This window comes from Streptomyces sp. NPDC002055, assembly GCF_040296705.1.
Classification (GTDB): domain Bacteria; phylum Actinomycetota; class Actinomycetes; order Streptomycetales; family Streptomycetaceae; genus Streptomyces.
Genome location: NZ_JBEOXS010000002.1, coordinates 21,494 through 38,056 on the forward strand (window position 1 = coordinate 21,494; position 16,563 = coordinate 38,056).

A 16,563-nucleotide genomic window follows, 5' to 3' on the forward strand; every position below is an offset into this window, starting at 1 on the left:
GGCAGGGGCAGGGGCAGGTGTCCGGGTCTCCTCGGGTCCGGCACTGTTCGGCCGATGGCCCTGCCCGGCTCCGGTCACCGGTCTCCCCTCACCGGTCACCGGTCACTCGTCACTCGTCACTCGTCACTCGTCACCGGAAGCGTTCCAGTCGAGCAGTTCGACGACCACGCCGTTCGGGTCGGTGACCTGGAAGAGACGCTCGCCCCAGGGCTCTTCGCACATGGGCAGGGTGATGGCGACGCCTGCGTCCCGCAGCCGCTGGTACTCCCCCTCCAGGTCGGCCACGGTGAAGGCCAGGATCACGCCGGTGGCATGCCGGTCGCGGTATCCCTCGGGCAGCACGTCCAGCCCGCGTCGCAGAAAGATCACTTGCGGGGCTCCCGCACGGCCCAGGGAGACGAAACCGTCGGCGGACATGGCCTCCGCGAAGCCGAAGTGCTCCGTCAGGAACGTGGCGGAGGCACGGACGTCGTCGACGGTCAGAGCTACGGAGGTGGCGGTGATCTGCACGAATTCTCCTGCCGCAAGGGGGTCGGCTGCCGGTGCCGCGTCGGCCGACCCATTCCAGTGGAACTCTCTACAGTGTACTCTATACACTGTACACAGTGTGTGGCGTTTCTCCTCCGGAGCGCGGGGCGGAGGCACCCGCGGTGCGGGGGCCCGGGCCGGACAGGAGAGGATGGGCGCATGGCGAAGAACCGGAGCGGGACCGGCGACCCGGCCCGCACGCTGGAACTGCTGTGGCGGATGCCCGGGCACGGCCGGGCGGCCCGCGGACCGAAACAGGGCCTCACCGTCGACGCGGTCGTCGGCACGGCGATCGCCCTCGCCGACCGGGAGGGCATCGACGCGGTGACCATGCGCGCCCTGGCCCAGGAGCTGGGTGTCACCCCGATGACGCTCTACACCTACGTCCCCGGCAAGGCCGAACTCCTCGACCTCATGCTGGACACCGTCCACCAGCGGATGCCCCGCCCCGAGCACGCGACGACGACACCCTGGCGCGCCCGGGTGGAGGTGGTCGCCGAGGCGAACCGCGAGCTCTTCCGGCAGCACCCCTGGGTGGCGGCGCTGAATGTCAACCGCCCGCCCCTGGGGCCCGGTTCGATGGACAAGTACGAGCACGAGCTGAGCGCCTTCGAGGGGCTCGGGCTGGACGATGTCGAGATGGACGCCTCGCTGGCGCATCTCCTCGCGTTCGTCCAGTCCACCGCCCGGGCCGCGATCGACGCCCAGGCGGTCGCCCGCGACACCGCCCTGTCCGACGCGGACTGGTGGGCGGCCAACGCCCCGTTGCTGGAGCAGGTCTTCGACCCGTCCCGCTACCCCCTCGCCACGCGGGTGGGAGCCGCGGCCGGCGAGGCCCACCATGCCCCGTCCAGCCCGGAGCACGCGTACACATTCGGGCTGGCTCGCGTCCTGGACGGTTTCGCACGGCTCATCGAGTCCCGTTCGGACTGACCGCGGGGCCGGACCAGCGCGACCCGGCACGGACCGATGCTCCCGGGCAGGGGCGATCCGGCTTTCCGCCGAGCGCCCGGGGGACGGGCAACGGCGCAAGGCGGTCGGCGCCCGGGCGGTGGCCGGCCCCCGATTCGGTGCATGGGTGAGGGACCGGACAGCTGCTGTCCGGTCCCTCACCCATGGGGGTTCTCGGTCCTGTCCCGGCCACGGGGCCGGGGAGGGCGCACCCGGACTCCGGATGTGCCTCCCCGGCCGGGCCGAGCCGGTTCGCGGAGCCGGCGGCCTCAGACGTAGGTGTAGCCGCCGGGGACGGTCGCGGTGCCGGACGGCGTGGTCACCACGACCGGAACATTGCCCACGGCGCCCGCCGGCGTGAGACCGACCAGCACCGTGCCCGCCGCATTCACCGACACACCCGTGGCCGCAACCCCATTGAACGTCACCGACGCACCCTGCAGATTCGCCCCACTGATCACAAACCCCGTACCACCGGCCGTACTTCCCGACGCCGGGACGATGGCGGTGGCCACGGGCAGCGGGGGCAGGGTGTAGGTGTAGCCGCCGGGGACCGTCGCGGTACCGGACGGCGTGGTCACCACGACCGGGACGTTGCCCACGGCGCCCGCCGGCGTGAGACCGACCAGCACCGTGCCCGCCGCATTCACCGACACACCCGTGGCCGCAACCCCATTGAACGTCACCGACGCACCCTGCAGATTCGCCCCACTGATCACAAACCCCGTACCACCGGCCGTACTTCCCGACGCCGGGGTGATGGTGGCGGCCGTCGGCGGCGGTGCCGTGTAGGTGTAGCCGCCGGGGACCGTGGCACTGCCGGACGGCGTGGTCACCACGACCGGGACGTTGCCCGCCGCGCCGGGCGGGGTGGTGCCGGTGAGGACGGTGCCGGTGGCGTTGACGAACACCCCGGTGGCCGGGACGCCGTTGAAGGTCACCGTGGCACCGATGAGATTGGTGCCGAGAATGGCGAACGCGGTGCCGCCGGCCGTGGACCCGCTGCTGGGCACCAGGGCGCTGACCGTCGGCCCGCTCGGCGTCGCCACCAGATAGGTGTAGCTGACCGCGTTGGTCGCGCCTCGCGGGGTGGTGGCGACGACGGGTACGGTGCCGGCCGCGTGCGGCGGCGCGATGACCGTCACCGAGCCGCCCGAGGGGTCCTGGGTCACGATGGTCACGGGCACTCCGTCGAAGGTGACCTGCGTCGTGCCGTCCAGTCCGACTCCGGTGAGCAGGACGGTATTTCCGCCGGCGGTCGGGCCCGAGTCGGGAACGGCCTCGTACAGTCTGGGATATCTGGGCCAGTTTCCACCCCCGTCACCCGGCCGTCCTCCCGGTCCCTGGTCGGACCAGGGGCCCTGGGGCGAAGGGTTTCCTTGCTGCATGAGGACTGCGGACATGGCTTCTCCCTGCGACAGCGGATTTCCCGTTCGGGTGAGCCGACGCTGCCGTCGAATAGTGGATGCCTTCGACGGTAGGGTTCCGGCCGGGTGTGAAGAAGGCGCATGCGCACGGCCGATGATGCGTTCGGGCGTCAAAACGACCGTATGCAAAGGAGCGGAGCGGGAATGGTGTGCCCCGGCGTGCGCCGCAATGCCGCTCCCCCACTCCCCCACTCCTTTTCCGGCCGCGTCATCAGGAGACCGGCCCCGTCACCGGAACCCGTCCCGCCACCGGGAGGCGGCGACGGCCGTCACCGCGGACGGTGACGGCCTGCCCGTCCACGCCTGGGGCGGCGATGTCACCCCGGGGCCGCGAAGCTCGTCCGGTCGAGGACCGGTCGGCCCTCGACCGGACGAGTGGGGCCGGGCCGCTGCGCCTGTCCCGGCATCAGGCCGGGACGGGCTCGTCCCACAGTTCGGTGCCGTACGCGCCGACCAGGCCGGCCACCCGGTCCAGCACCTCGGTGGCCGGGCGGGCGTCCAGGCGCCGCCCGTCCCGGAGGCGCAGCGCGACCCGGTCGTCGCCGGCTTCCCGGGCGCCGATCACCGCCTGGTAGGGCACCAGGCGGGCAGCCCGGATCCGGGCTCCGAGGGTGCCGTCCCGCGGCCCGGCGAGCTCCGCACGCAGCCCCCGTTCGCGGCAGCGGCGTGCGAACTCCTCCGCCGCGGGCACTTCGGCCTCGGAGACGGGCAGCACGGCCAGTTGCACCGGCGCCAGCCAGGCCGGGAAGGCACCTCCGTGCACCTCGAGGAGCTGGGCGACGGCCCGTTCGACGCTGCCGATGACGCTGCGGTGGACCATGACCGGCCGGTGCCGGGCGCCGTCGGCCCCGATGTAGTGCAGGTCGAACCGTTCGGGCTGGTGGAAGTCGACCTGGACGGTGGAGAGAGTGGCCTCGCGTCCGGCTCCGTCGGAGATCTGGACATCGATCTTGGGCCCGTAGAACGCGGCCTCCCCCGCGACGGCCTCGTACGGCAGACCGGACCGGTCGAGGACGTCCCGCAGCACGGCGGCCGCACGCTCCCACATCGCCGGGTCGGCGACGTACTTCCCGCCGGCCCCGGGGAGGGAGAGCCGGTAGCGGACGGGCACGATGCCCAGGGCCCGGTGGGCGCGGCGGATCAGCTCCAGGGCGTCCCGGGTCTCGCCGGCGACCTGCTCCTCGGTGCAGAAGATGTGCGCGTCGTTGAGCTGGATGGCGCGGACTCGGGTGAGCCCGCCGAGGACGCCGGAGAGCTCGGACCGGTACATGCCGCCCAACTCCGCCATACGCAGCGGCAGTTCCCGGTAGCTGTGCGAGCGGGAGCGGTAGATCAGGGCGTGGTGCGGGCACAGGCTGGGCCGCAGGACGACCTGTTCTCCCCCGAGGTCCATCGGCGGGAACATGTCGTCGCGGTAGTGGTCCCAGTGGCCCGAGATCTCGTACAGCTCGCGTTTGCCGAGCACCGGTGAGGACACATGGCGGTAGCCCGCGCGGCGCTCGGCTTCGCGGATGTACTCCTCCAGGGTGTGCCGCAGCTCCGCGCCGTCGGGCAGCCAGTACGGCAGCCCGGCGCCGATCAGCGGGTCGGTGCCGAACAGGCCGAGCTCGCGGCCCAGTTTGCGGTGGTCGTGCATCGTGGTCTCCTCACGGACGGGAGGCGAGTGACCACACGGCGAAGCCCCGGGGCGCTCACCCCGGGGCTTCGGACAGAACAACGGTCAGCGCGCCGGGACGGTCTCCGGCGTCGTCGTCATCGCAGCGCGCTTCATACCTGCGACGTTAGCAGAGTGGGCCCGGCCGGCCGCGGGGTTTTCCGCGGGCGGCCGGGCGGTCAGGCGGTCAGGCGGTCACTCCAGGGTGTCCAGCCAGGTCTCGACCGCCTGTGCCGTCGTTCCCGAGTGCTCCTCCAGGATCGTGAAGTGGTCCCCGGGCACCCCGACGACCGTGCTCGGCAGATCCCACCGGGCGTGCCAGACCTCGCCGGGCAGTTCCCGCAGGTCCTCCGAGAACGGGTCCTGGGCCTGCAGGAAGAGCGTCGGCGTGCTGATCGGCTGCGCCGACCAGTCCATGAAGAGGCGGTTGTAGCCGCCCATCGCGGTGACGGTCGTATCGGTGATCGAGGAGTAGGTGCCGTCGCGCAGCAGCACCCCGCCCATCATGGCGGAGATCAGCTCGGTCCCCATCGCGTTGGTCGCGGCATAGCTGTCGACCAGGACGACCGCCTGCGCGGGCGTCCCGAGCTCCTCCAGGCGGTGCGCCACCGCGTGGGCGACCCAGCCGCCCGCCGACCGGCCGACGACCACGAACGGGTCGTCCCCGGCGCACCGGAGGGCCGCTTCGGCGTGCACCCGGGTCAGCGCCTCGACCGTCGCCGGCAGGGGTTCCCCCGGGGCGAAGCCCGGTTCCGGCAGCACGTACACCTCCCGCCGGTCGCGGAAGGCGGCGGCGAAGTGGGCGTACTCGTGCGAGCCGGAGGTGGCGCTGAAGGACGGCAGGCAGAGCAGCAGGGGGCGCCGCTCGCCGCGGGACAGCCGGATCGGGCCGGGAAGCGGGTCCGCGTCGTCCGGCGAGGAGAAGACCGGGCTGATCGAGGCGGCCGCGATGCCCAGTTGCAGCGCCTCGGTGATCTTTCCGTCCTCGCCGGCCTTCCGGTACAGCGACGCGATGGTGACCGGCTCCGGCTCGACCGCGACGGCTCGTGGCGGTGCGGCCGTCGGCTGTGCCGGGCCGGCCGGTGACGGTGCCCCGCCACCGACGCCGTCCTCCGCCAGGCGCCCCGCCGTGTAGGCCACGAGCGCTCCGGGTGTCGCCTGGTCGAAGACGACCGTGGGCGGCAGCCGCAGCCCGGTGACGGCGTTCAGCGCGTTGCGCAGTTCCACGGCGGTCAGCGAGTTGAACCCGGACTCCAGGAACGTGACATCGGCCTGCACTTCGTCGGCAGAGGCGTGTCCGAGCACGATGGCCGCCTGGGCCCGGACGGTTTCCAGCAGCACGGCGTCCCACTCGGTGGCGGGCAGTGCGGCCAGTCGGCTCCGCAGAGCCCCCGCGTCGCCGTGTCCGTCATCCTGCACCGGCCGCTCCGGAACCCGCACCAGGCCGCGCAGCAGCGCGGGAACCCCGGCGGGCCAGGACTGGCGGCGCAGGGCCGGCACGTTCAGCCCCGCCGGCAGGAGCAGGGCCCGGTCGGCGGCGAGCGCGGCGTCGAACAGCGCCAGCCCTTCGTCCGAGGTGAGCGGCGCCATTCCGGCCCGGGAGAGCCGCCGGGTGTCGATGGCGTCGAGCCCGCCGGTCATGGTGCTGGTCTCCGCCCACGCCCCCCAGGCCAGGGAGACCCCGGGCAGGCCCTGGGCGCGCCGGTGCTGGGCCAGGGCGTCGAGGAAGGAGTTGGCCGCCGCGTAGTTGGCCTGCCCGGCGCCGCCGAGGACACCGGCCGCGGAGGAGAACAGCACGAAGGCCGACAGGTCGCGGTCGCGGGTCAGGTCGTGCAGGTGCAGCGCCGCGTCCACCTTGGGGCGCAGTACCGCGTCCAGGCGCTCGGGCGTGAGCGCGGGCAGGACACCATCGTCCAGGACACCCGCCGCGTGGACCACACCGGTGAGCGGGCGGTCGTCCGGGACGGTGTCCAGGAGCTGTGCGAGCGCCTCCCGGTCGGCGGCGTCGCAGGCCGCGACGGTCGCCTCGGCGCCCAGGGCGGTGAGTTCGGCGGCGATGGCCGTCGCGCCGTCGGCCGCCGGTCCACGGCGGCCGGTGAGGATCAGCTGCCGTACGCCGTGCTCGGTGACCAGGTGGCGGGCGATCAGCGCACCGAGCGTCCCGGTGCCACCGGTGATCAGAACGGTGCCCTGCTCGTCGAACCGCGGCAGCCGGCCGGCTGCCCGGTGCGTGCCGCCGCCGGGTTCGCGACCGGGAGCGGCGGACGGGGCGTCGGCGCCATCCGCGGTGCGGGCCCGGACCAGCCTGGGAACCCGCACCTCGCCGCCGCGCACCGCGAGTTGCGGCTCACCGGAGTCCACCGCGGCCCGTACGGCGCGTGCGGTGCCGGCAGGGCCGCCGGGGCCGTCCGGGTCGTCCACGTCGAGCAGCACCAGCCGGTCCGGGTTCTCCGACTGCGCGGAGCGCACCAGACCCCACACGGTCGCCTCGGCCAGGCCCGGTACGGACTCGTCGTCGCCGGCCGCCACTCCACCGCGGGTGACCAGCACCAGGCGCGAGGAGGCGAGCCGTTCGTCCCGGAGCCACGCCTGCACCAGCGCCAGGGCGTCGTGGGCGGCGGCCCGGGCGGCCTGCGCCTGTGCCGATGCGGTGGTGACGGGCTCGTCGAGGGGCCCGGCTCCCGTGACGTGGCACGGGGCAAGCACCACCTGCGGAACGTCGCGGCCGGCGCCGATCGCGTCACCCAGCGCCGCCAGGCCGGGGTAGCCGTCGAGCGTTGTCCCGGTCGCCGTGAGCGCCGACACCACGTCGGACGAACCGTCGCCCAGCACGGCCCACCGGCCGGAGGGCACGGTGCCGGACGCCGGAGCGGCCGGCTGCCACTCCACCTCGAACAGTGACTGCTGCCGTGCGGCGGCGAGCCGACCGGGGGCGAGCGGACGGAGCGCCAGCGAGGCGACGGACGCCACCGGCCGCCCGTCCCCGTCGGCGGCCACCAGGGCGATACCGTCCCCGTCGGCCGCGGTCAGCCGGACCCGCAGCGCCGCAGCCCCGGAGCCGGAGCCGGAGCCGTGCAGCTGAACACCCGTCCAGACGAAGGGCAGGTGCGGCCGGCCGGTGTCCTCGACGAGCCCGCCGAGGCCGATCGCGTGCAAGGCCGCGTCGAGCAGCGCCGGGTGCAGTGCGAAGGTGCCACCGGGTGCCGCCGCCTCGCCGTCGAAGGCGATCTCGGCATACACCTCACCGTCCGCGGTCCAGGCCCGCCGCAGCCCGCGGAACGCCGGGCCGTAGCCGAGTCCGGTCTCCTCCAGACGGTCGTAGTGGCCTTCCAGATCCACTGCGACGGCGCCCTCGGGCGGCCAGACCTTCAGGTCGTATGTGGCCTCCTCCGCGGCGGGAGCCACAACACCGGCGGCGTGCCGGGTCCATTCCGCTCCGTCGCGCCCCTCCGTTCGCGAGTGGACGGCGAGGGAGCGCCGGCCCGCGGCGTCGGGTGCGCCGAGGGACATCTGGAGAGGGACCCCGCCCCGGTCGGGCAGGATCAGCGGGGCCTCCAGGGTGAGTTCCTCGACGCGACCGCACCCGGCCTCGGCACCGGCCCGCATCGCCATGTCCACGAAGGCCGTACCGGGCAGCAGCACCGTGTCCGTCACGGTGTGGTCGCTGAGCCAGGGGTGGACGTCGAGGCTCAGCCGGCCGGTGAACAGGTGCGTGTCCGCGTCCGCGACCCCGATCGCCACGTCCAGGAACGGGTGACCGGCCGGGAGCAGACCCGCCGACTCGACGTCACCACCGCCCTGCGTGGCATCGAGCCAGTAGCGGCGGCGTTGGAAGGGGTAGGTGGGCAGGTCCACGCGGCGCGCGCCCGTGTCCTCGAACACGGTGCGCCAGTCGACGTCGATGCCGGCGCACCAGGCCTCGGCCAGGGAGGTCAGCAACCGCTCCGGGCCACCCTCACCCCGCCGCAGAGTGCCCACAGCGGTCACCTGACGGTCGGCAGCGTCAGCGGTCTCCTGCACCCCCATCAACAGCACCGGATGCGCACTGACCTCAAGGAATGCGCGGTAGCCAGCGTCGAGTACGGACCGGGTGGCCTGATCGAACCGCACCGTCTCACGCAGATTCCGGTACCAATAGCCGCCATCCAGCTTCACACCATCGACCACACCACCGGTCAACGCCGAATAGAACGGCACCTGCCCCGACACCGGACGGATGGACGCGAGTACTTCACGCAGCCGGTCCTCGATCTGCTCCACCTGCACCGAATGCGACGCGTAATCCACCGGCACCATCCGCGCCCGCGCGCCCTCGGCCTCCCACCGCGCCTGCAACGCCAACAAGGCCTCACGATCACCCGACAGCACCACAGACGCCGGACCATTCACCGCAGCAACCGACACCGCCGAACCCGAACCCGAATCCGCCAGGGCCTCGGTCACCTGATCCACCGGGAGCGCGACGGACAACATCCCGCCGTCCCCCGCCATCTCCGCAATCAGACGACTGCGCAACGCCACCACACGGGCGCCGTCCTCCAGACTCAACGCCCCAGCGACGCACGCGGCAGCGATCTCACCCTGGGAATGCCCCACCACAGCGGCAGGCTCCACACCATGCGAGCGCCACACCTCCGCCAGGGAGACCATCACCGCCCACAACACCGGCTGGACCACATCCACCCGATCCAACGACGGGCCACCGTCGACACCCCGCACCACATCCGTCAACGACCAACCCGTCAACGGATCCAGCGCCGCACCACACTCCTCCAACCGCCCCCGGAACACAGATGAAGAGCGCCACAACTGCTCGGCCATCCCGACCCACTGCGAACCCTGACCAGGGAACACCCACACCACACCAGCACTACCAGCGCCCACGACACCACGCACCACACCGGCACCGGCCGCGCCACCGGCCAACACCGACAGACCCGAAACCAGCCCCTCACGACCGGCCCCCAACACCACCGCACGATGCTCCAGCCCCGCACGACCACGCACCAGCGAATACCCCACATCCACCGGCGACAGCTCGGCATGGGCGCTGGTCAGGGTGTGCAGGCGGTCCGCCTGTGCGCGCAGCGCGTCCGCGCCGCGCGCCGACAGCGCCCAGGGGACGACCTCGGTGCCGGGAACGGTGCCCGACTCGACGGCAGTCATGTCGGAGTCCGCGGCCGGCGGATCCGACGGCTCGGTCGTCCGCGTGGAGGTGTCGACCGGTGCCCCTTCGAGGATGACGTGAGCGTTCGTGCCGCTGACGCCGAAGGCCGACACCGCCGCCCGTCGGGGCTCGCCGGTCTCCGGCCAGGCCACCGACTCGGTCAGCAGCTCGACCGCACCGGCCGACCAGTCCACATGGGGGGTCGGTTCGTCGACGTGCAGGGTCTGCGGCAGGATCCCGTGGCGCATCGCCATGACCATCTTGATGACGCCCGCGACACCCGCGGCTGCCTGGGCATGTCCCAGGTTCGACTTCACCGAGCCGAGGCGCAGCGGCCGGTCGTCCGGGCGTCCCTGGCCGTAGGTGGCCAGCAGGGCCTGGGCCTCGATCGGGTCGCCGAGTGCGGTTCCGGTGCCGTGGGCCTCGACGGCGTCCACCTGCTCGGCGGACAGCCGCGCGTTGGTGAGTGCCTGGCGGATCACGCGCTGCTGGGAGGGGCCGTTGGGGGCCGTCAGGCCGTTGGACGCGCCGTCCTGGTTCACCGCAGAGCCCCGCACCACGGCCAGTACCGGGTGGCCGTTGCGGCGGGCGTCCGACAGCCGCTCCAGGAGCAGCACGCCGACGCCCTCGGCCCAGGCCGTGCCGTCCGCGGCACCGGCGAACGCCTTGCACCGGCCGTCCGCGGCCAGACCCCGCTGACGGCTGAACTCCACGAAGGCGACCGGTGTCGACATCACCGTGACGCCGCCGGCGAGGGCCATCGTGCACTCGCCCTGCCGCAGCGACTGCGCCGCGAGGTGCAGGGCCACCAGCGACGACGAGCACGCGGTGTCGAGCGATACGGCCGGCCCCTCCAGCCCGAGGGTGTAGGCGATACGGCCCGAGACGACGCTCCCGGCGTTGCCGCTGCCGAGCTGGCCCTCCACGGATTCGGGGAACCGGTTGAAGCGGGCGGCGTAGTCCTGTCCCATCACACCGGCGAACACGCCGACGGACTGGCCCCGGACGGACAGCGGGTCGACTCCGGCTCGTTCGAAGACCTCCCACGAGGCTTCGAGCAGCAGTCGCTGCTGCGGGTCCATCGCCAGTGCCTCACGCGGCGAGATGCCGAAGAACGCGGCGTCGAACTCCGCCGCGTCGTGCAGGAAGCCGCCGTGGCGCACATAGCTCGTACCGGAGTGGCCGGGGTCCGGGTCGTAGAGGTTCTCCAGATCCCATCCACGGTCGGTGGGGAACGGGGTGACGGCGTCGGCTCCGCTGTCGATCAGGTGCCACAGATCCTCGGGGGTCCGTACGCCCGCCGGGTAGCGGCAGCTCATGCCCACGATGACGACGGGGTCGTCGTCGGTGGCGACCGAGGCGGGTGCCTGGGCGGATCCCACGGTGTCGGTGCCCGACAGTTCGGTGCTCAGGTGCCGGGCCAGGACGGCCGGTGAGGGATAGTCGAAGATGAGCGTGGCGGGCAGCCGCAGACCGGTCGCGGCGGTGAGCCGGTTGCGGAGCTCGACCGCGGTCAGCGAGTCGAAACCCAGGTCGCGGAAGGAGCGCTCTCCGTCGATCGCACCGGCGGAGGCGTGCCCCAGCACACCCGCGACATCGCCGCACACCAGGTCGAGAAGGGCACGCTCCCGCTGAGCCGGGCTCAGACCGGCGAGTCCGCGCGGCCCGGAGGGTTCGTCGTGCCGCGCGACCCTGCGCTGCGGAGCGGCACCGGCCAGGCCGCGCAGCAGCGCCGGCAACTGTCCGGCCCGTGCCTGCTCGCGCAGTCGCGCTGTGGTCAGCCGCATCGGAACCAGCAGGGGCGTCTCCACAGCACACGCCGCGTCGAGGAGCGCGAGCCCCTCCTCCTCGGAGAGTGCCTCGGCTCCGGTTCGCACCATCCGGTCGACGTCCGTGCCGGTCAGCCCGCCGGTGATGCCACTGGGCTGCTCCCACAGCCCCCAGGCGAGCGACTGTCCTGCGAGGCCGAGCGCGCGGCGGTGGTGGGCGAGGGCGTCGAGGAAGGTGTTGGCGGCGGCGTAGTTGCCCTGCCCGGCCGCGCCGACGATGCCCGCGGCGGAGGAGAACAGCACGAACGCCGACAGGTCCAGGTTCCGTGTCAGGTCGTGAAGGTTGAGTGCGGCGTCCACCTTGGGGCGGAGCACCGTGGCCAGACGCTCGGCGGTCAGGGATCCGATGACCCCGTCGTCCAGGACGCCCGCTGTGTGCACCACGCCGGTGAGGGGTGCGTCGGCCGGGATGTCCGCGAGGACGGCGGCCAGTGCGGTGCGGTCCGCGGCATCGCACGCGGCGATGCGCACCTGCGCACCGAGACCGGCGAGCTCCTGCCGAAGCTCCGCAGCACCCGGCGCGTCCGCGCCACGACGGCTGGTCAGCAGCAGGTGCCGCACTCCGTGTTCGGCCACCAGGTGTCGGGCCACCATCGAGCCCAACGCGCCCGTGCCACCGGTGATCAGGACCGTTCCCGCGGGATCCCACACGGCCGGGGCCCCCTGGTCCGCGGACGGCGTGGCACGTGCCAGGCGCGGGACCCGTACCGTGCCCGCGCGGAGGGCGGCCTGCGGCTCGCCCGAGGCCACCAGCGACATCGGCAGACCGGTCGCCTCGACGGCGGTGTTCACATCGGAGCCGGTGTCGAGGTCGATCAGTACGAACCGGTCGGGGTTCTCCGACTGGGCCGACCGCACCAGACCCCACACCGCGGCATGCGCCAGATCCGCGACACCCTCGCCCGGATCAACGGCAACCGCACCCCGCGTCACCACCACCAGACGCGAGGAGGCGAACCGCTCGTCCGCCAGCCACGACTGCAGCAGCGTCAAGGTGTGCCGGGTGGCCTCGAGCACCCAGGACGGCAGGGTGGCCGTCTCCGGGCCCTGCTCGGTGATCTCCACCCACACGGCGTCCGGGGTCCGCAGTTCACCGGCGTCGATACGGGCCCCGAGTTCGCTCAGGTCCGCATACCGCTGAACACCGCTTCCGGAAAGGGAGGTTGAGGCGGCGGCGAGTTCGCCGGTGGCCTGCCCCAGCACGATCAGGTGATCGTCCGAGCCCGTGGGGGCCGGGTCCCGGGGTGTGGGCAGCGTCGCCCAGTCCACCCGGAACAGCGCGTCGCGTGGTGCGCCGTGCCCGGCCCCCAGCGTGTCCACGGCCACGGCGCGCATCGTCAGTTCGTCGACGCGGGCCACCGGGCGTCCGGCGCGGTCCGTCAGCTCCAGGGAGACGGCGTTCGGCCCCGTGAGGGACAGCCGGACGCGGACGGCGGCGGCGCCGGCCGTCCGCAACGACACGCCGCGCCAGGAGAACGGCAGCCATGCCTGACGCTCCGCGCCGGAGGGGGCGTGCAGGAGTCCGCTCAGGCCGATCGCGTGCAGGGCGGCGTCGAGGAGTGCCGGGTGGATGCCGAAGGCACGGGCCTCGGCATCGGCCGTGTCCGGCAGGGCGGCCTCGGCGTGGACCTCGTTGCCGTGGCGCCAGAGTCCGCGCAGTCCGCGGAACACCGGTCCGTAGTCGTATCCGCTGTCGGCGAGGGACTCGTAGGCCCCTTCGATGTCCACCACCGTGGAGCCCTGCGGCGGCCATGCGGCAGGAGCAGCGGTGCCCTGTTCGTACGCTCCGGTGTCCGCGGGAGCGAGAAATCCGGTCGCGTGCCGCGTCCAGGCGGCGTCCTGGGAGGCGTCCACGAGCATGGGCTGCGGAGTGTCCGCGGCCGGCCGGGCGTACACCTCCAGCGATCGCCGGCCGGTGTCATCGGCCGGGCCGACCGCGATCTGCACCTGCACCGCGCCCTCGGCGGGCAGGAGGAGGGGGGATTCGAGGGTGAGTTCGTCCACCCGGTCGCAGCCGACCACGTCACCCGCGCGGATGGCCCATTCGACGAACGCCGTGCCGGGCAGCAGGGCGGCGCCGGCCATGGCGTGGTCGGCCAGCCAGGGCTGAGCGTCGAGGGAGAGCCGTCCCGTCAGCACGGCTCCGTCGCTCCCGGCGAGCACGATGGACGCTCCCAGGAGAGGGTGGTCCACGGTTCCGAGACCGGCGGAGGACACGTCCTCGGGACGGAGATCGGACGGCTTCGGCCAGTAGTGCTCGTGCTGGAAGGCGTAGGTCGGCAGGTCGATGCGGCGCGCACCGGTGCCCTGGAAGACCGCTCTCCAGTCGATGTCGACGCCGTGGACGTGCAGGCCGGAGACCGCGCGCAGGAGTGCTTCCGCCTCCGGCCGGTCGCGGCGGAGTGCCGGGACGAGGAGTGCCTGGCCGTCATCGGGGAGGCAGTCGCGGACCATGGCGGTGAGGACGCCGTCCGGGCCCAGTTCCAGGTAGTGCGAGACACCTTCGGCGTGGAGGGTTCGGATGCCGTCGGCGAACCGCACCGCCTCCCGGACATGCCGCACCCAGTACTCGGGGGAGCAGAGCTCTTCCGGGGTGGCGAGCGTGCCGGTGAGGTTGGAGACCACCGGAATCCGCGGCGCCTGGAACGACAGCTTCTCCGCCACGGAACGGAACGCGTCGAGCATGCCGTCCATGTGAGCCGAGTGGAAGGCATGGCTCACCCGCAGACGCGATGTCTTCACCCCGGCCGTGGTGAAGCCCTCGGCCACGGCGGTGACCGCGTCGCGGTCACCGGAGATGACCACGGACTGCGGACCGTTGACCGCAGCGATCGACACGCCTGCCGCATCGTGGAGCCGACTGCGCACCTCTGCCTCGGAGGTGGCGATGGCCACCATCGCCCCGCCCTCCGGCAGAGCCTGCATCAGCCGGGCGCGCGCCGCCACCAGGGCGGCGGCATGGGCCAGGGACAGCACGCCGGCTACGTGTGCGGCGCTCAGCTCGCCCACCGAATGACCGGCGACATACTCCGGCCGCACACCCCACGACTCCACCAGGCGGAACAACGCCACCTCGAGAGCGAACAACGCGGGCTGCGTGAAACCCGTCCGGTCCAGCACCCCGGCATCCGAGCCGAAGACGACGTCCCGCAGCGGACGATCCAGATGCCGGTCCAACTCACCACAGACAGCGTCGAATGCCTCCGCGAACACCGGGAAATGGTCGTAGAGCTCGCGTCCCATCGACAAGCGCTGGGCACCCTGGCCGGTGAACAGCACCGCCGGCTTCCCCGCGCCCGCGCTGCGTTCCACCAGTCCCGGAGCCGTGCTCCCGGACGCCAGAGCGGTCAGCGCGGCAAGGCCCGCCTCACGCCCGGACGCCACGACCGCGGCGCGGTGCTCCAGCACCGCACGCGATGTGGCCAGCGAATAGCCCACATCGGCGAGGGAGAATGCCGGCTCGTCCTGCAACAACGAGGCCAGACGGCCCGCCTGTGCACGCAGCGCTTCCACGCTGCGCCCCGACAACACCCACGGCACCGTCGTGGGGGAAGCGTCGGCAGGGGTCGGTTCCGGAGCGTCGGTGGCCTGGGGGGCCTCGGGGGCCTGTTCGAGGATGACGTGGGCGTTGGTGCCGCTGACTCCGAAGCCCGAGACGCCTGCTCGGCGTGGTTCGCCGGTCTCGGGCCAGGTGACGGCCTCGGTCAGCAGCTCGACGGCGCCGGCCGACCAGTCGACCTTCGACGACGGCTGGTCGACATGGAGGGTCTGCGGGAGCACCCCGTGGCGCATGGCCTGCACCATCTTGATGACACCCGCGACACCCGCGGCCGCCTGTGTGTGACCGAGATTCGACTTCACCGAGCCGAGACGCAACGGGCGGTCCGCCGGCCGCCCCTGACCATAGGTGGCCAGCAGTGCCTGCGCCTCGATCGGGTCACCAAGTGCGGTCCCGGTGCCGTGCGCCTCAACCGCATCCACCTGCTCGGGCGACAGTCCCGCGCTCTCCAGCGCCTGCCGGATCACCCGCTGCTGCGACGGACCGTTCGGCGCCGTCAACCCACTGGACGCACCGTCCTGATTGACCGCGGAACCCCGCACCACCGCAAGCACCGGATGACCATTGCGGCGAGCGTCCGACAACCGCTCCACCAGCAGCATCCCCACACCCTCGGCCCAACCGGTGCCGTCCGCCGCATCCGCGAACGCCTTGCACCGACCGTCCGCGGCCAGGCCGCCCTGGCGGCTGAACTCCACGAAGGCACCGGGGGTCGCCATGACGGTGACGCCGCCGGCCAGGGCCATCGAGCAGTCACCACGGCGCAGCGCCTGGCAGGCGAGATGCAGGGTGACCAGGGACGAGGAGCACGCGGTGTCCACCGTGACGGCCGGGCCCTCCAGGCCGAGGGTGTACGCGACGCGGCCGGAGAGCACGCTGCCGGCGCTGCCGTTGCCCAGGAAGCCGTCACCGCCACCGGGCGAACGCTCCACCAGTCCGGCGTAGTCGTGGTACATGAGCCCGGCGAACACCCCGACGCGGCTGCCGTGCACCGCCTGCGGATCGATGCCCGCGCGCTCGAAGGCCTCCCACGAGGCTTCCAGGATCAGGCGCTGCTGCGGGTCCATGGCCATCGCTTCACGCGGCGAAATGCCGAAGAAGGCGGCATCGAATTGCGCGGCACCGTCGAGGAATCCGCCTTCGTGCGTATGACTCGCGCCCGGATTCCGCGGGTCGGGGCCGCGGAGTGCGGCCAGGTCCCAACCGCGGTCCGTGGGGAATTCCGTGACGCCGTCACGGCCGGCGGAGAGGAGCTCCCACAGGGCGTCGGGAGAGTCGACCCCGCCCGGGTAACGGCAGCTCATGCCCACAATGGCGATCGGTTCCGTCGATATTCTGGAAAGCTGCTGGTTCTGCTGCCGGAGCCGCTCATTCTCCTTGAGAGAGGCCCGCAAAGCCTCGACGATCTTCTCGGTGGAAGTACTCACTTCATCCTCCGCAAATGGCCT

At 72.6% G+C, this 16,563-nt stretch carries 5 protein-coding genes; 1 reads left to right on the top strand and 4 read right to left on the bottom strand.

Annotated elements, in window-relative coordinates:
- Nucleotides 1-123: 123 nt before the first annotated feature.
- The gene (locus ABT112_RS01280; protein WP_351504218.1) at nucleotides 124-510 is read right to left on the bottom strand and encodes a VOC family protein; all 387 of its coding nucleotides are present in this window, start codon (nucleotides 508-510) and stop codon (nucleotides 124-126) included.
- Nucleotides 511-687: 177 nt separating this feature from the next.
- Here ABT112_RS01280 and ABT112_RS01285 point away from each other — a divergent pair, with 177 nt between their 5' ends.
- Complete coding sequence (locus ABT112_RS01285) at nucleotides 688-1,461, top strand: TetR/AcrR family transcriptional regulator (protein ID WP_351504220.1); 774 nt, start codon at nucleotides 688-690, stop codon at nucleotides 1,459-1,461.
- Nucleotides 1,462-1,748: 287 nt separating this feature from the next.
- On the opposite strand, the gene ABT112_RS01290 is transcribed toward ABT112_RS01285, so the two are convergent.
- The 3 genes from ABT112_RS01290 to ABT112_RS01300 form a co-directional block, all read right to left on the bottom strand.
- Entirely contained in the window at nucleotides 1,749-2,882 is a 1,134-nt protein-coding gene (locus ABT112_RS01290; protein ID WP_351504222.1) for an IPT/TIG domain-containing protein, read from the bottom strand.
- Nucleotides 2,883-3,312: 430 nt separating this feature from the next.
- Nucleotides 3,313-4,623, bottom strand: a complete 1,311-nt coding sequence (gene thrS, locus ABT112_RS01295; RefSeq protein WP_351504224.1) for a threonine--tRNA ligase — start codon at nucleotides 4,621-4,623, stop codon at nucleotides 3,313-3,315.
- 132 nt (nucleotides 4,624-4,755) lie between these two features.
- The gene (locus tag ABT112_RS01300; protein ID WP_351504226.1) at nucleotides 4,756-16,542 is read right to left on the bottom strand and encodes a type I polyketide synthase; all 11,787 of its coding nucleotides are present in this window, start codon (nucleotides 16,540-16,542) and stop codon (nucleotides 4,756-4,758) included.
- Nucleotides 16,543-16,563 lie beyond the last annotated feature (21 nt).

Excerpts from the sequence above, each read along its gene's own strand:
- ABT112_RS01285 (WP_351504220.1), top strand. The coding sequence starts at position 688 with ATGGCGAAGAACCGGAGCGGGACCGGCGACCCGGCCCGCACGCTGGAA.
- ABT112_RS01290 (WP_351504222.1), bottom strand. The coding sequence starts at position 2,882 with ATGTCCGCAGTCCTCATGCAGCAAGGAAACCCTTCGCCCCAGGGCCCC.